A 15,959-nucleotide genomic window follows, 5' to 3' on the forward strand; every position below is an offset into this window, starting at 1 on the left:
CGATGGAGGGATGACGACCCGACTCGAAGATCTGCCGATTCGCGACGACCTGCGGGGGATGACCCCGTACGGCGCACCGCAGGCACCGCTTCCCGTCGCACTCAACGTCAACGAGAACACGCACCCCGTGCCGCAGGAGGTCGCGGACGACATCCTCGGTCAGATCGCCCGCTCGCTGCACGACGTCAACCGGTACCCGGACCGTGAGTTCCTCCAGCTCCGGGAAGCCTTCGCCGACTACCTCGGCGAAGGGCTGACCGCCGAGCAGATGTGGGCCGCCAACGGCTCGAACGAGGTCCTGCAGCACCTGCTCCAGGCCTTCGGCGGACCGGGACGCACCGCCATGGGATTCGCCCCCACCTACTCGATGTACCCGCTGCTGACCCGGGCGACCGGCGCGGACTGGATCGCAGGCACCCGCGAGTCCGACTACTCGCTGAGCGCGGAGTCGGTCGCCGCGCAGATCGCCGACGCCGACCCCGACATCGTCTTCCTCTGCGCGCCGAACAACCCGACCGGCACCCCGATGACCCTCGACGTCGTCGCAGCCGCGTACGAGGCGGCGCGCGGCATCGTCATCGTCGACGAGGCGTACCAGGAGTTCGCGCCGCACGACGCCCCCTCCGCGGTCACCCTGCTCGAAGGGCGCGAGCGGCTCGTGGTCTCGCGCACCATGAGCAAGGCGTTCGCGTTCGCGGGCGCGCGCGTCGGGTATCTCGCGGCCGACCCGGCCGTCGTCGACGCGCTCCGTCTCGTGCGGCTGCCGTACCACCTCAGCGCCCTCACGCAGGCCGCCGCCCTCGCGGCCCTCCGGCACGCGCCGCTCATGCTCGGCATGGTCGACGAGATCGTGGCGCAGCGCGACCGCATCTCGGCCACGCTCGAGGCGCTCGGCTACACCCCGCACGCCTCCTGGACGAACTTCGTCCTGTTCGGCGGGGTGGACGACCCGGCCGCGACCTGGCAGGCCCTGTACGACCGCGGCGTGCTCATCCGCGACGTCGGGATCCCGCACCACCTCCGCGTGACGGCGGGCACCCAGGCCGAGACGACCGCGTTCCTGGAGGCCCTCGCCTCGGTAGACTCGGAGGCATGAGTTCCGAGCCTTCCGCGCCCCGTACGGCCAGCATTCGTCGCGCCACCAGCGAGTCCTCGGTGGAGCTGACGCTCGACCTCGACGGCACCGGGACGAGCTCGATCTCGACCACCGTGCCGTTCTTCGACCACCTGCTGACGGCCTTCGCGAAGCACTCGCTCACCGACCTCACCGTGACCGCCACCGGCGACACGCACATCGACGCCCACCACACGGTGGAGGACGTCGCCATCGTGCTGGGTCAGGCGATCCGGCAGGCCCTCGGGGACAAGTCCGGCATCGCCCGGTACGGTGACGCGCTCGTCCCGCTGGACGAGGCCCTCGCGCAGGCGGTCGTCGACATCAGCGGCCGCCCCTACCTCGTGCACACCGGCGAGCCCGCCGGGTACGAGCACCACCTCATCGGCGGCCACTTCACCGGCTCGCTCGTGCGCCACACGTTCGAGGCGATCGCGTTCAACGGCGGTCTGACGATGCACGTCACGGTGCTCGGCGGCCGCGACCCGCACCACATCGCGGAGGCGGAGTACAAGGCGTTCGCCCGAGCGTTCCGGCGGGCCAAGGCCCTCGACCCGCTCGTGCAGGGCATCCCCAGCACGAAGGGGGCACTGTGACCGAACGTCCACTCGTCGCGGTCCTCGACTACGGCTCGGGGAACGTCCACTCGGCCGTCAAGGCGCTCATCGCCGCGGGCGCCGACGCGCGCCTGACCTCCGATCGCGGGCTCATCCAGGACGCCGCAGGCCTGCTGGTACCGGGCGTGGGCGCGTACGCCGCCGTCATGGAGGCGCTCCGCGCCAGCCGCGGCGACGACCTCATCGACCGCCGGCTGGCTGGCGGGCGCCCCGTGCTCGGCATCTGCGTCGGGATGCAGGTGCTGTTCGACCGCGGCGTGGAACGCGGCGTCGACACGGAGGGGCTCGGACAGTGGCCCGGGACCGTGACGGAACTCGACGCCCCCGTGCTGCCCCACATCGGCTGGAACACGGTGGAGCCCGACCCGGAGTCGGTGCTGTTCGCCGGACTCGAGGGCGAGCGGTTCTACTTCGTGCACTCGTACGGGGCACAGGCGTGGACGCTGGAGACGCAGGCGCCGTTCCCGTCGCCTAAGCTCACCTGGACCACCTACGGCGGTCCGTTCCTCGCCGCCGTGGAGAACGGGCCGCTGTCGGCGACCCAGTTCCACCCGGAGAAATCCGGGGAGGCGGGCATCCGCCTGCTCGCGAATTGGATCGGCACCCTCCCCGCGGGCTAGTCTCTTACCTCGTGTGCGCGGGGGGTGCCCGCGCGCACGCACGAGGAGCTATGAACGATTTCGCGTCCGTCCCCGCCCTGACCCTGCTGCCCGCGGTCGACGTCGCCGGTGGCAAGGCCGTCCGCCTCACCCAGGGTGAGGCCGGCAGTGAGACCAGCTACGGCGACCCGGTCGAGGCCGCCCTGGAGTGGGCCCGTCAGGGGGCCGAGTGGATCCACCTCGTCGACCTCGACGCCGCCTTCGGCCGCGGCAGCAACGCCGCCGTCATGCGCAAGGTGATCAAGCAGGTGAAGGGCGTCCAGGTCGAGCTGTCCGGCGGCATCCGTGACGACGCGTCGCTGGAGGCCGCGCTGGAGTCCGGTGCCACCCGCATCAACCTCGGCACCGCCGCGCTCGAGAACCCCGAGTGGGCCGCCGCGGTGATCGGCCGCTACGGCGAGGCCATCGCCGTCGGTCTCGACGTGCGCGGCACCACGCTCGCCGCCCGCGGCTGGACCCGCGACGGCGGCGACCTGTGGACCGTGCTCGACCGTCTCGAGGACGCCGGCTGCAGCCGCTACGTCGTCACCGACGTGACGAAGGACGGGACGCTCCGCGGCCCCAACCTCGAGCTGCTGCGGGAGATGACCACCCGCACGCCGAAGCCCGTCGTGGCCTCGGGCGGCATCGCCAACCTCGACGACATCGCCGCACTGCGCGAGCTCGTGCCGCTGGGCGTCGAGGGCGCCATCGTGGGCAAGGCGCTGTACGCGGGTGCGTTCACCCTCGCCGAGGCGCTGGATGTCGCCGGACGCTGACCACCACCACCCGCACGGGGCGGACTCCGCCGGCGTCCCCTGGGAGGGGCGCCGGTTCGAGCCGAATCCGCACGCCGGTGACGACGGGTCGGCCGACCCGGCCCTGCTCGACGCGCTCCTCGCGTTCCACGAGGGGTCGGGCGACAAGGTCGCCGTCGTCGAGGCCTACCGCGCGGCGCGGCTGCTCATCCCCCTGATCGCCGACAAGGGCGACGAGGGGATCGGCCCCAACGGCCTCGTCGTCGACAAGACGCAGGAGCTGTCGATCGTCACGGTCGCCGCGCCCGACGGCCGACGTGTGCTGCCGGTGTTCACGAGCGTCGAGACGCTGCAGCGGTGGGATGCGGTGGCGCGACCGGTGCCGGCGGAGGGCGTCCGCACGGCGCTCGCGGCCGTCGCCGACGAGACGGACCTCATCGTCATCGATCCGGGTTCGCCGACCGAGTTCGTGCTGCGTCGCCCGGCCGTGTGGGCCGTCGGGCAGCAGATCCCGTGGGAACCGGCCCACCTCTCGCCGGCGCTGTTCACCGGCCTGCAGGAGAGCATCGGCGGCGAGCTCGCGGTGCTGGACGTCGCGGTCGAGGACGGCGACCCCACCGGGCGGCTGCGCGGTCCGGAGCTCATCGTGCACCTGCGGCTCTCGTCGGGCCTGGACCAGGAGACGCGGGACGCCGTGCTGGCGCGCCTCGCCCGGCGCTGGGCCGCGGACGACCGCATCGCGACGCTCGCCGACTCGCTCTCGGTCAAACTGCACCGCGGCTGACCCGCTGGCCCCGTTCGGCGCGTCGCGCCCGGCATGGCGCTAGTGTGTTCCCTCACGGGCGTGGGGGCCCGTGAGGCCGCGCGCCGATGCGCGGCGGGGCGGGGGGCCCATGCATACCGAAGACGTGCGAGCGCGACTCCAGTACCGGTTCGACAACTGGATGTCGCGCGGGACCTTCGCGATCATGGCGCTGCTCGGCGCGGCCACGGTCGCCTTCGTCCTGCTCATCGCGACGGTCGTGATGGTGTTCCGTGCCTTTCCGGAGGGTGTCGAGGAGGGCGATTTCTGGGATGTCGCGTGGGGCAACCTCATGCGCACCCTGGACCCGGGCACGATGGGTGCCGACGCCGGATGGGGCTACCGCCTCCTCATGCTCGTCGTCACCGTCGGCGGTCTCGTCATCGTCGCCAGTCTCATCGGCATCGTCTCCGGCGCCTTCGACGACAAGATCGCGTCGCTGCGCAAGGGGCGTTCCCGTGTCCTCGAGGAAGGGCACACGGTCATCCTGGGGTGGAGCGGCAAGCTGCTCCCGGTCCTCGCCGAGATCTGCGTCGCGAACCGGTCCCGCCGGCGCAGTGTCATCGTCGTGCTGGCCGACCGGGACAAGCTCGAGATGGAGGAGGCCATCCGCGCGCACGTCCCGCGACCCGGTCGGACGACGATCATCTGCCGCAAAGGGGACCCGATGTCGATCCTCGACCTGCGGATGGCGAGTCCCGGCACGGCGCGCAGTGCGGTGATCCTTCCCGCAGACGATGAACCCGACCCGGACGCCGTCGTGATCAAGGTCGCGCTCGCGCTGTCCCGAGAGGCCGAGACAGCCGGTACCGGGGTGCCGCGCATCGTGGCGGAGCTGCGCGACCCCGCCAACCTGCCGGCGGCGAACCTGGTCGCGTCGGGGCGCGCGCAGTGGCTGCTCGCCGCCGACCTGATCAGCCGGATGACCGTGCAGACCTGTCGCCAGGGCGGGCTCAGTGCGGTGTACACCGAACTGCTCGACTTCGCCGGCGACGAGATCTACTTCACGGAGGAGCCGCGGCTGGCCGGACTCACGTTCCACGACGCGCAGTTCAGGTTCGCCTCCTGCACGCTCCTCGGCCTGTCGCGGCGCGACGAGGTGCGGCTGAACCCGCCGGCCGACACCGTGCTCCGCGCGGGGGACCGGCTCATCGTCCTCGCCGAGGACGACAGCACCGTCGCCCTCGCCGACGAACCGGCGCGGCCCGACCTCGACGCCGTGCGGGCGGTGCCGGCCGGCCCGCCGCAGCCGGAGCACACGCTCATCCTGGGATGCAACGCCGGGCTGCAGACGATGATCGACGAGCTGGCCACGTACGTCGCACCGGGATCCACCGTCTGCGTCGCGGCCGACGTCCCGCACCACGGTCTGCGGGTGCCGGAGGGGCTCGATCTGACGTTCCACAGCGCGGACACCACCGACCGAGGCGTGCTCGACGGACTGGACATCGTCCGCTTCGACCACGTGCTCGTGCTGGCGTACCGCGAACTGGGCGCGCAGGCGGCCGACGCCAAGACCCTCGTCACCCTGCTGCACCTGCGGGACATCGCCGACACGCAGGCGGTCGAACTGAACATCGTCAGCGAGATGCTCGACGACCGGAACCGCGAGCTCGCCGAGGTCACCCGGGCGGAGGACTTCATCGTCAGTGACCGGCTGGTCAGCCTGATGCTCTCCCAGATCAGTGAGAGCGAGGGGCTCGTGTCCGTCTTCGCCGAGCTGTTCTCCAGCTCCGGTGTGGAGATCTACCTCCGCCCGGCCGCGCTGTACGTCGACCCCGAGGTCGAGGTCGGATTCGCGACCGTGGTCGAGGCCGCATCCCGACGCGGGGAGACGGCCATCGGGTTCAGGGCGGCGGCCGACGTCCGCTCCGGGGGCGCGTCCTCCGGAGTCCGGCTCAATCCGCCGGCGGGGCTCGTCCGCAGATACGGACCCGGCGACGCCGTCATCGTCCTCGCGGAGGACGCCGGACGCACCGCGGGATCACCGGCGGACGCCGCCGTCGCGCGCCGGACGGCGCCGGTCAGCTGACCGGCGGGCAGGTCCCGGTTCAAACGACGCGGGGATGCGGGCAGGCGCGGTCAGTTGACCGGGCCGGTCCACTTCTCGCCCGGGCCCTGCCCGATCGGGTCGGGGATGACCGACGCCTCGCGGAACGCGAGCTGCAGGGAGCGGAGGCCGTCACGGAGCGAGCGCGCGTGCATGTCGCTGATCTCGGGGGCGGCCGCCGTGATGAGGCCGGCGAGCGAGTTGATGAGCTTGCGCGCCTCGTCGAGGTCCTTCTGCGTGTCCGGGTCGTCGGCGAGGCCCACCTTCACGGCCGCCGCGCTCATGAGGTGGACGGCGGTGGTCGTGATGACCTCCACGGCGGGCACGTCGGCGATGTCGCGGGTCGCGGCCGAGGCGGCGCGCTCGCGCTCCTCCCACTCGGCGTGGCGGTCGGCGTCGGGGGCGGGGGAGGAGGAGGTCGAGTCCACGGTGCGCTTTCTGCTAGACTGAGCGGGCACCGGAGCGTCTGCTCCGTTCGAAAGAGGATTTCATCCCACCCGCGCTTGCCGCTCCAGGCTACCGGGTCGAAGCACTCCGTTCCGCCCACGGCGGGGCAGCAGGGTGCGAGAAGCCGGCGTCTCGACGTTCGGCGGGTGGAGTGTCGCCTCTTCGCCCGTGACGCACCCGCGTCGCGGTGGCACCGCCCGCACGTCAGAGGAGTTCCGCATCAGCGATCCCCGCATCAATGAGCGCATCCGCGTTCCCGAGGTCCGACTCGTCGGTCCGAACGGCGAACAGGTCGGCGTCGTCCGCATCGAGGTTGCGATGCGGCTGGCTCAGGAAGCAGATCTCGACCTCGTCGAGGTCGCGCCCAACTCGAAGCCTCCCGTGGTCAAGATCATGGACTACGGGAAGTTCAAGTACGAGGCCGCTCAGAAGGCGAAGGAAGCACGCCGCAATCAGGCCAACACGGTCCTGAAGGAGGTCCGCTTCCGCCTGAAGATCGAGGCCCACGACTACACGACCAAGCTCAAGCGCGCCGAGGGTTTCCTCCAGGCGGGGGACAAGGTCAAGGCCATGATCCTGTTCCGCGGCCGTGAGCAGCAGCGTCCCGAGCAGGGTGTGCGTCTCCTCCGGAAGTTCGCCGAGGACGTCGCCGAGTTCGGCACGGTCGAGTCGAACCCGACGATCGACGGTCGCAACATGGTGATGGTGATCGCGCCGCACAAGAACAAGTCCGAGGTCAAGACCGAGCAGAACGCGCAGCGCGCGGCCAACAAGGAGGCCGCTCGTCAGGCTCGCTCGGGCGCGGACGAAGAAGCCGCGAAGGCTCCCGCAGACACGGCCGAGTAAGGCCGCCCACAGACTCCCGCCCCGGCGGGACGCACAACGAAGGAAGAGATATGCCGAAGCAGAAGACCCACTCGGGTGCCAAGAAGCGGTTCAAGCTGACCGGGAGCGGCAAGCTCATGAAGCAGCAGGCCAACATGCGCCACAACCTCGAGGGCAAGTCCAGCCGCCGCACCCGTCGCCTGAACCAGGAGCAGGTCCTGGCCGCGGGTGACACCAAGGTCGCCAAGAAGCTGCTCGGTCTCTGAGCCGTCGCACGTCAGTAAGGAAGAGAAATGGCTAGAGTCAAGCGCGCAGTCAACGCCCACAAGAAGCGTCGCGTCATCCTCGAGCGTGCCTCGGGCTACCGTGGCCAGCGCTCGCGTCTGTACCGCAAGGCGAAGGAGCAGGTCACCCACTCGCTCGTCTACGCGTACCGCGACCGTCGCAAGCGCAAGGGCGACTTCCGCCGCCTGTGGATCCAGCGCATCAACGCCGCCGCCCGTGCCAACGGCATGACCTACAACCGCTTCATCCAGGGCCTCGGCCTCGCGGGTGTGCAGGTCGACCGCCGCATCCTGGCCGAGCTCGCCGTGAACGAGCCCGCGACCTTCGCGTCGCTGGTCGCGACCGCGAAGGCGGCCCTGCCGACCGACGTGAACGCCGCCAAGGCCTCCGCGTAACGCATCCCGATCGAGGGGCGTCCACCGTCATGGTGGGCGCCCCTCGTCGCGTTCGGCGGCACCCGCGCGCCCTAGGATGAGAACGTGCTCGAGAATCCGCGTTCCCCGCGAGTCCGTGCCGTCGCGAAGCTCGCCAAGCGCAGCGCCCGCGACGAGACCGGGCTGTTCCTGCTGGAGGGACCGCAGGCCGTCTCCGAGGCGCTGCGGTACCGCCCGGAGGGGATCGTCGACCTGTTCGCGACGCCCTCCGCGATGGAGCGGCATCCCGGTGTGCGTGACGCCGCCGAGGACGCCGACGTCGAGGTGACGTACGCGTCCGAGGACGTCGTCGAGGCGATGAGCGACACGGTCACCCCGCAGGGGATCGTGGCCGTCGCCCGGCAGTTCCCGACGGCCATGAAGGACGTGCTCGCCGAACGACCGCGACTCATCGCGATCTGCGAGGAGGTGCGCGACCCCGGCAACCTCGGCACGATCATCCGCGCCGCCGACGCCGCGGGCGCGGATGCGGTGCTCCTGACCGGCCGCACCGTCGACCCGTTCCACCCCAAGGTCGTGCGTGCCACCACGGGTTCGCTCTTCCACGTCGCCGTCTCGCGCGCCGGTGAGCTCGCCGACGTGGTCCCCGCGGTGGGCGCCGCCGGCCTGCGCGTCGTCGCCGCCGATGTGAAGGGCGACGACCTCCTCGCCGCCCGGTCGGCAGGGATGCTGGCCGAGCCCACCGCGTGGCTGTTCGGCAACGAGGCGCGCGGGCTGTCCGACGAGGCGCTCGCGCTCGCGACGTCGGTGCTGCGGCTCCCCATCTACGGGGCGGCGGAGTCGCTGAACCTCGCCACCGCGGCCAGCGTCTGCCTGTACGAGTCCGCGTTCGCGCAGCGCACCGCCGGCTGACCCGCCATGAGAACTGGATGAGAGAGCTGTGGACAACTCCTCATCCGGGAGGGGTCGTTCCTAGCCTGATCGCATGACGGGCTCTCAGGACGCGGCACCGCCGACCTCCAACATCTCGGTCCGCCGCGGCGACCCCCTGGTCGTGCTGCGCGGGGTGCAGAAGCACTACGGCGAGTTCCAGGCGCTGGCGGACATCGACCTCACGGTGCACCGGGGCGAGGTGGTGGTCGTCATCGGTCCCTCCGGGTCGGGGAAGTCGACGCTCTGCCGCACGATCAACCGCCTCGAGACCATCACCAGCGGCTCCATCGCGATCGACGGCAAGGAGCTCCCGAAGGAGGGCAAGGCCCTCGCCGAGCTCCGCGCCGACGTCGGCATGGTGTTCCAATCGTTCAACCTCTTCGCCCACCTGACGATCCTGCAGAACGTCACGCTGGGGCCCATCAAGGTGCGCGGGATGCGCAAGGCCGACGCCGAGCGCGAGGCACGGACGCTCCTCGAGCGTGTCGGGGTCGCAGCCCAGGCCGACAAACTGCCCGCGCAGCTCTCGGGCGGCCAGCAGCAGCGGGTGGCGATCGCACGGGCGCTGGCCATGCAGCCGAAGGTCATGCTCTTCGACGAGCCGACCAGCGCGCTCGACCCCGAGATGATCAACGAGGTCCTCGACGTCATGACCTCGCTCGCCGAGAGCGGCATGACCATGATCGTCGTCACGCACGAGATGGGCTTCGCACGGAAGGCCGCCGACCGCGTCGTGTTCATGGCCGACGGCCGCATCGTCGAGCAGGCGTCGCCCGACACCTTCTTCACCGCGCCGGAGAGCGCGCGCGCCAAGGACTTCCTCTCGAAGCTCATCACCCACTGACCCCGAGATCCTGCGGTCCCCCCGGCCGGAACAGGAAGGAGCACCCGGACCGCGCGACCCGCTGCAATGCAGCATCCCCACAGCAAGGAGAAGATCATGCGCACCCCACGAATGCTCGCCGGCCTCGGCCTGGTCGCCGTCGCGGCGCTCGGCCTCACGGCCTGCAACAGCGGTTCCCCCACCGACCCCGGCGCCGGCGGCGACGGAGAGACCCAGGAGGCGCTCTGGGAGGTCTCCGAGGACGTCTCGCTGGAAGGCAGCCCCACCTACGACCGCATGGTCGACCGCGGCGGCGTCGTCGTCGGTGTGAAGAACGACCAGCCCGGCCTCGGATACGAGGACGCGGTCACGGGGGAGCGCACCGGCTTCGACGTGGACATCGCCCGCTGGATCGCCGCGTCCCTCGGCTTCGACGAGGACCAGATCGAGTTCAAGACGATCCCCTCCGCCAACCGCGAGCAGGCCATCGTCAACGGCGACATCGACTACTACGTCGGCACCTACTCGATCACCGACAGCCGCAAGCAGCAGATCGACTTCGCCGGTCCGTACTTCATCACCGGTCAGGGGCTCCTCGTCGCCGCGGACGACGACTCGATCTCGGGCCCCGAGGACCTCGCCGGCAAGGTGGTGTGCTCGGTCACCGGGTCGACGCCGCTGCAGCGCATCCGCGACGAGTACAGCCCCGGCGACACCGTCGAGAACGACACGTACTCGCAGTGCGTGGAGCAGCTGAAGCAGGGCCAGGTCGACGCGATCACGACCGACGAGGCGATCCTCGCCGGCTACGTCGCGCTCGAGCCCGAGGCCCTCAAGATCGCCGGCGAGCCGTTCAGCGAGGAGCGCTACGGCGTCGGCCTCCCCAAGGGCGACACCGCGCTGAAGGACTACATCAACGCGCTGTTCACCGACGGTGGCGACGTGTGGACCGCGCTGTTCGACGAGCACCTCGCCCCGGCGGGGATCGACGGCGAGCAGCCCGACGTAGACGAGTGAGCGGGCCGGGGGCGGCCGCGTACCGCCCCCGGCACGCCTGAGACAGGGAAGGGGGCCCGGTGGGCGTCATCTTCGACAACCTCGACGTGTGGTGGGACGGCCTGCTCGGCACGATCATCCTGTTCGTCGCCGGGGGAGCGGTCGCGCTCGTGCTCGGCACGATCGTCGGGGCCATGCGCGTCTCGCCGGTGCCGATCGCCCGTGCGGTCGGCACGCTGTACGTGAACACGATCCGGAACACCCCGCTCACGCTGGTGTTCTTCGCGTTCGCGTTCGCCCTGCCGCCGTTGCTCGGACTCCGGCTCACCGCCCCCATCCCGCTCGTGCTCGCCATCTGCGCGCTCGGCATCTACACCGCGACCTACGTCGCCGAGACCATCCGCTCGGGCATCAACACCGTGCCGGTCGGCCAGGCCGAGGCCGCACGCGCCCTCGGGCTCACGTTCGGGCAGGTCATGTCGCTGGTGGTGCTGCCGCAGGCGTTCCGCTCGGTGATCCCGCCGCTCATGAGCGTGCTGATCGCGCTCCTGAAGAACACCACCGTCGCCGCGGGCTTCTCGGTGGTCAACCTCGGCTCCGTCCGCGCCTACCTCAGCGAACGCGGCGAGAACCAGCTCATCGTGATCCTCTGGGTCGCGGCCGTGTTCGTCGTGCTCGTGCTGCTGCTGTCCTGGGCGCAACGGAGCCTCGAGCAGAGATGGCGGGTGGCGCGATGAGCAGCGTCCTCTACGACGTCCCGGGCCCCAAGGCGGTCGCCCGCAACCGCATCCTCGGCGTCGTCACGATCCTCGTGGTCGCCGCCGTCGTCGGCTTCTTCGTGTGGCGCCTGATCGACACCGGGCAGTTCACCGCGCAGAAGTGGTCGGCCTTCACCTACACCGCGGTGTGGCTGCAGGTGGGGGAGGCCACCCTCAGCACGCTCTCCGCCTTCGTGGTCGCCGCCGTCGGCGCGCTCGTCGTCGGCTTCGTGCTCGCCATCGGCCGGCTGTCCGACCACGCCTGGATCCGGATGCCGTTCACCGCCGTCGTCGAGGTGCTCCGCGCCGTGCCGGTGCTGGTGTTCATGTTCCTGCTCTACTACGGCCTGCCCGCGATCGGGGTGCGGATGGAGCCGTACTGGGCGGTCGTCATCGCCCTCATCGCGTACAACGGTTCGGTGCTCGCCGAGGTGTTCCGCGCCGGGGTCGAGTCGCTGCCGACCGGACAGCGCGAGGCCGGGTACGCCCTCGGCCTGCGCAAGAGCGGCGTCATGCGGCTCATCCTGCTGCCGCAGGCGGTCCGCGCCATGATGCCGGTGATCATCGCGCAGCTCGTCGTGACGCTGAAGGACACCGCGCTCGGCTACATCATCACGTACGAAGAACTGCTGTTCTACGCCCGCTACATCGGGTCGCAGGCGGCGCTCGGTTCGCCCATCGTGCCCGCCACGATCATCGTCGCCCTCATCTACATCGGCCTCTGCCTCATCCTGTCGCTCATCGCCACGACGGTGGAGCGGCGACTGCGGCGCTCGTCCCGCGGCGGTCCCGTCGCCGGGGCGAACCAGCCGACGCAGGAGGTCACCGACACCGAGCTCATCGTCACGCAGCGGGCGCGGGCGAAGACGACCGAGAAGGGGCTCGACGGGTCCGCCTCCGTCTGAGCGCCGGCGCGGCACCGTCGGCGGGCACCCCGTGTGCGCCGCGTAGACTCGATGTTCGTGTCCGACGCATCCACCACCATCACCCCAGAGGCCGTCGCCCGAGCCGTCGATGATGCGCTCGCCGCGATCGCCGCCGCGACCGACTCCGCCGCGCTGAAGCAGGTGCGCGCAGCCCACACCGGCGACGCCTCGCCGCTGGCGAAGCTGAACGCGCAGCTGCGCGACGTGCCGAACGAGCGCAAGGCCGAGTTCGGCAAGCTCGTCGGCCAGGCCCGCGGCCGGGTGAACCAGGCGTTCGCCGCCCGGGAGGGCGAGATCGCGGAGGCCGAGACCGCCGCGCGGCTCGAGGCCGAGCGCGTGGACATCACGGCCGTGCCCTCGCGCACCCGGGTCGGCGCGCGTCACCCGCTCAGCCTCCTGCAGGAGGAGGTCGGCGACATCTTCGTCGGCATGGGCTGGGAGATCGCGGAGGGCCCCGAGCTCGAGCACGAGTGGTTCAACTTCGACGCCCTGAACTTCGACGTCGACCACCCCGCCCGGCAGATGCAGGACACGTTCTTCGTGGCGCCGGAGGAGCGGCATCTCGTCATGCGCACGCACACGAGCCCGGTGCAGGTGCGCTCCATGCTCGAGCGCGACCTCCCGATCTACATCGTCTGCCCCGGCCGCGTGTACCGCACCGACGAGTTCGACGCCACGCACCTGCCGGTGTTCAGCCAGTTCGAGGGCCTCGTCGTCGACAAGGGCATCACCATGGCGCACCTGCGCGGCACGCTCGACCACGTCGCCAAGCAGCTGTTCGGCGCCGAGGCGAAGACCCGCATCCGGGCCAACTACTTCCCGTTCACCGAGCCGTCGGCCGAGTTCGACCTGTGGCATCCGACCTTCAAGGGCGGCGCCCGCTGGATCGAGTGGGGCGGATGCGGCATGGTCAACCCGAATGTGCTGCGCGCCGCGGGCATCGACCCGGAGGTCTACTCCGGGTTCGCGTTCGGGATGGGATTCGAGCGGACACTGATGTTCCGCTCCGATGTGAAGGACATGCGCGACATGGCAGAGGGCGATGTGCGCTTCAGCGAGCAGTTCGGGATGGTGGTGTGATGCGCGTCCCGCTGTCGTGGTTGCGTGAGTTCGTCGAGGTCCCCCAGGACGCGACCCCCGAGGACGTCCTGGCGTCCCTCGTGCGCGTCGGCTTCGAGGAGGAGGACGTCCACCGCTTCGAGCTGAGCGGACCGATCGTGGTCGGCGAGGTGCTCGAGTTCGTCGAGGAGCCGCAGAAGAACGGCAAGACGATCCGGTGGTGCCAGGTCGACGTCGGCGCCGAGCACGGCGGTGTCCGCGGCATCGTCTGCGGCGCCCGCAACTTCTTCCCCGGCGACAAGGTCGTCGTGACCCTGCCCGGCTCGGTGCTGCCGGGGCCCTTCCCGATCGCTGCCCGCAAGACCTACGGCCACGTGTCCGACGGCATGATCGCCTCGGCCAAGGAACTCGGTCTCGGCACCGAGCACTCCGGCATCCTGCGGCTGGTCGAGCTGGGCGTGGACGCGCCGGCGGGCACCGACGCGATCGCCCTGCTCGGGCTGGACGACGTCGCCGTGGAGATCAACGTCACCCCGGACCGCGGGTACGCGCTGTCGATGCGCGGCGTCGCCCGCGAGTACGCCCACGCCACCGGCGCGGCCTTCCGCGACCCGGGTCTGCGCCCGGCGGAGGAGGTGCGGCCCGGCGACGGCTTCCCGATCGCCGTGCAGGACGAGGCGCCCATCCGCGGCCGCGTCGGCGCGAGCGAGTTCGTCGTCCGCGTGGTCCGCGGCGTCGACGCCAAGCGGCCGACCCCCACCTGGATGACGACCCGGCTCGCGCTCGCCGGCATCCGCTCCCTCGGCGTGCTCATCGACATCACCAACTACGTGATGCTCGAGCTCGGCAACCCGATCCACGGGTACGACCTCGACCGGCTGACCGGCGGCATCACGGTGCGCCGCGCGGCAGCGGGTGAGAAGCTCACGACCCTCGACGGCCAGGAGCGCACGCTCGACGCCGAGGACCTGCTCATCACCGACGAGTCCGGTCCGATCGGCCTCGCCGGCGTCATGGGCGGCGGCACGACCGAGATGAGCGACACCACGACGAACGTGCTCGTGGAGGCCGCGATCTTCGACCAGGTCTCGATCGCGCGCACGGCCCGCCGGCACAAGCTCCCCTCCGAGGCGTCCCGGCGCTTCGAGCGCGGCGTCGACCCGGCCATCCCGTTCGTCGCCGCCCAGCGCGTCGTCGACCTGCTCGTGCAGTACGCCGGTGGCACCGCGGACCCGGTGGGGGCCGCGCTCTACACCGACATCGAGCAGCCGGTGATCGCGCTGCCCGCCGGCTTCGCCTCCGGGCTCATCGGCGTCGACTACACGCCCGAGCAGGTGCGGGCGGCGCTGGAGACCATCGGTTGCGAGGTCACCGACGCCGAGGACGGCTGGCACGTCATCCCGCCGACCTGGCGACCCGACCTCACCGACAAGTGGACCCTCGTGGAGGAGGTCGCCCGCATCGACGGGTACGACCGCATCCCGTCGGTGCTCCCCGTCGCACCCTCCGGCCGCGGCTGGACCCCGGCCCAGCAGGGCCGTCGCCGCGTCGCGAACGCGCTCGCCGCCGCCGGCTTCGTGGAGACCCCGTCGTTCCCGTTCACCACCGAGGAGCTGAACGACCTGCACGGCTCCGCAAGCGGCGGGCACCTGCCGAGCGTGCTGCTGGCCAACCCGCTTGCGGGTCAGGCCCCGGCGTTGCGCCGGTCGCTCATCCCGGGCCTCCTGCAGGTCGCGCACCGCAACGTCTCGCGCGGGCTCACCGACCTGTCGCTGTTCGAGACCGGCACCGTCTTCCTCCCGGAGGTCGGCGTCGCGTACGGCACCTCGCACGTGCCGCCGCTCGCGGTGCGCCCGGACGCGGCGACCCTCAGCCAGCTCGACGCCGCGATCCCGCCGCAGCGCCGCCACATCGCGGTGCTGCTCGCCGGTGCGGTCTCGCCGCGCCAGCCGGGTCGCGCCGCCGAGCCTGCCGGACTCAGCGAGGCGCTCGACGCCGTCCGCGTCGTCGCGGCCGCCGCGGGCACCCGCATCGACGTCGTGCAGGGCGAGCGTGCTGCGCTCCACCCGGGGCGCACCGGCATCCTCTCGGTCGCCGGGGTCGAGGTCGGCTACGTGGGCGAGCTGCTGCCCGCCGTCGCCGCCGAGGCGGACCTCCCGGGCCGCGTCACGGTCGCCGAGATCGATCTCGACCTGCTGCTCGAGCGCGCCGGGGAACGGGTGCACGCCGCATCCCTCTCCGGCTACCCGGCGGCCACCCAGGACGTCTCGCTCGTCGTCCCGGTCGAGGTGCCCGCCGCGGCCGTGGGCGACGCGCTCATCGCCGGTGCCGGCGAGCTGCTGGAGGGCGCTCGCCTCGTCGACGACTACCGCGGCGACGGCATCGAGGCGGGGACCAAGAGCCTCACGTTCGCCCTGCGCTTCCGCGCCCCCGACCGCACGCTCACCGCCGCCGAGGCGACCGAGGCGAAGCTCGCCGGCGTCGCCGCGGCCGCCGAGCGGTTCGGCGCCCGCATCCGCGACTGACCGTCGCGGCCCCGCCGTCGCCGTGCGCC

17 protein-coding genes are annotated in these 15,959 nt (G+C 71.4%); 16 read left to right on the forward strand and 1 reads right to left on the reverse strand.

Annotated elements, in window-relative coordinates:
• The first annotated feature begins 10 nt into the window (after nt 1-10).
• The 6 genes from ACWAUO_RS14615 (at nt 11) to ACWAUO_RS14640 (ending at nt 5,961) form a co-directional block, all read left to right on the forward strand.
• Entirely contained in the window at nt 11-1,096 is a 1,086-nt protein-coding gene (locus ACWAUO_RS14615) for a histidinol-phosphate transaminase (RefSeq protein WP_460776462.1), read from the forward strand.
• Nucleotides 1,093-1,710, forward strand: coding sequence for an imidazoleglycerol-phosphate dehydratase HisB (gene hisB / locus ACWAUO_RS14620; protein WP_460776463.1), 618 nt, complete (start codon nt 1,093-1,095; stop codon nt 1,708-1,710). The genes ACWAUO_RS14615 and hisB overlap by 4 nt, the downstream gene beginning before the upstream one ends.
• Nucleotides 1,707-2,351: an imidazole glycerol phosphate synthase subunit HisH gene (gene hisH / locus ACWAUO_RS14625; protein WP_460776464.1), complete on the forward strand. Its 645-nt coding sequence runs from the start codon at nt 1,707-1,709 to the stop codon at nt 2,349-2,351. Before hisB ends, hisH begins: the two co-directional genes overlap by 4 nt.
• Before the next feature lie 50 nt (nt 2,352-2,401).
• Nucleotides 2,402-3,148, forward strand: a complete 747-nt coding sequence (gene priA, locus ACWAUO_RS14630; protein WP_460776466.1) for a bifunctional 1-(5-phosphoribosyl)-5-((5-phosphoribosylamino)methylideneamino)imidazole-4-carboxamide isomerase/phosphoribosylanthranilate isomerase PriA — start codon at nt 2,402-2,404, stop codon at nt 3,146-3,148.
• Nucleotides 3,132-3,911 (forward strand): SseB family protein, encoded by a 780-nt coding sequence (locus tag ACWAUO_RS14635; protein WP_460776467.1) that lies wholly within the window; start codon nt 3,132-3,134, stop codon nt 3,909-3,911. The genes priA and ACWAUO_RS14635 overlap by 17 nt, the downstream gene beginning before the upstream one ends.
• Nucleotides 3,912-4,035: 124 nt before the next feature.
• Nucleotides 4,036-5,961 (forward strand): CASTOR/POLLUX-related putative ion channel, encoded by a 1,926-nt coding sequence (locus tag ACWAUO_RS14640; protein ID WP_460776468.1) that lies wholly within the window; start codon nt 4,036-4,038, stop codon nt 5,959-5,961.
• A gap of 50 nt (nt 5,962-6,011) precedes the next feature.
• Here ACWAUO_RS14640 and ACWAUO_RS14645 read toward each other — a convergent pair whose 3' ends face one another.
• Nucleotides 6,012-6,407 carry a DUF1844 domain-containing protein gene (locus ACWAUO_RS14645; RefSeq protein ID WP_460776470.1) on the reverse strand — a complete coding sequence of 132 codons (396 nt, stop codon included), beginning with the start codon at nt 6,405-6,407 and terminating at the stop codon, nt 6,012-6,014.
• Between the two features lie 187 nt (nt 6,408-6,594).
• On the opposite strand from ACWAUO_RS14645, the gene infC reads away from it, so the two are divergent.
• The 10 genes from infC (at nt 6,595) to pheT (ending at nt 15,930) form a co-directional block, all read left to right on the forward strand.
• The gene (infC, locus tag ACWAUO_RS14650) at nt 6,595-7,272 is read left to right on the forward strand and encodes a translation initiation factor IF-3 (RefSeq protein ID WP_460776471.1); all 678 of its coding nucleotides are present in this window, start codon (nt 6,595-6,597) and stop codon (nt 7,270-7,272) included.
• A 50-nt stretch (nt 7,273-7,322) separates the two neighbouring features.
• On the forward strand, nt 7,323-7,517 hold the full coding sequence (gene rpmI, locus ACWAUO_RS14655; protein WP_460776472.1) for a 50S ribosomal protein L35: 195 nt from the start codon (nt 7,323-7,325) through the stop codon (nt 7,515-7,517).
• A 27-nt stretch (nt 7,518-7,544) separates the two neighbouring features.
• Nucleotides 7,545-7,931, forward strand: coding sequence for a 50S ribosomal protein L20 (rplT, locus tag ACWAUO_RS14660; RefSeq protein ID WP_460776474.1), 387 nt, complete (start codon nt 7,545-7,547; stop codon nt 7,929-7,931).
• 84 nt (nt 7,932-8,015) lie between these two features.
• A complete protein-coding gene (locus tag ACWAUO_RS14665) occupies nt 8,016-8,822 on the forward strand; it encodes a TrmH family RNA methyltransferase (protein ID WP_460776476.1) in 807 nt (268 codons plus the stop codon).
• A 73-nt stretch (nt 8,823-8,895) separates the two neighbouring features.
• Nucleotides 8,896-9,687, forward strand: coding sequence for an amino acid ABC transporter ATP-binding protein (locus ACWAUO_RS14670; RefSeq protein ID WP_460776478.1), 792 nt, complete (start codon nt 8,896-8,898; stop codon nt 9,685-9,687).
• A gap of 96 nt (nt 9,688-9,783) precedes the next feature.
• Complete coding sequence (locus tag ACWAUO_RS14675) at nt 9,784-10,683, forward strand: glutamate ABC transporter substrate-binding protein (protein ID WP_460776480.1); 900 nt, start codon at nt 9,784-9,786, stop codon at nt 10,681-10,683.
• A 59-nt stretch (nt 10,684-10,742) separates the two neighbouring features.
• The gene (locus ACWAUO_RS14680; RefSeq protein ID WP_460776481.1) at nt 10,743-11,399 is read left to right on the forward strand and encodes an amino acid ABC transporter permease; all 657 of its coding nucleotides are present in this window, start codon (nt 10,743-10,745) and stop codon (nt 11,397-11,399) included.
• Complete coding sequence (locus ACWAUO_RS14685) at nt 11,396-12,325, forward strand: amino acid ABC transporter permease (RefSeq protein ID WP_460776482.1); 930 nt, start codon at nt 11,396-11,398, stop codon at nt 12,323-12,325. The genes ACWAUO_RS14680 and ACWAUO_RS14685 overlap by 4 nt, the downstream gene beginning before the upstream one ends.
• 51 nt (nt 12,326-12,376) lie before the next feature.
• The gene (gene pheS / locus ACWAUO_RS14690; RefSeq protein WP_460776484.1) at nt 12,377-13,426 is read left to right on the forward strand and encodes a phenylalanine--tRNA ligase subunit alpha; all 1,050 of its coding nucleotides are present in this window, start codon (nt 12,377-12,379) and stop codon (nt 13,424-13,426) included.
• Nucleotides 13,426-15,930, forward strand: coding sequence for a phenylalanine--tRNA ligase subunit beta (gene pheT, locus ACWAUO_RS14695; RefSeq protein WP_460776485.1), 2,505 nt, complete (start codon nt 13,426-13,428; stop codon nt 15,928-15,930). The genes pheS and pheT overlap by 1 nt, the downstream gene beginning before the upstream one ends.
• Nucleotides 15,931-15,959 lie beyond the last annotated feature (29 nt).

The organism is Microbacterium sp. GXF7504, assembly GCF_054798235.1.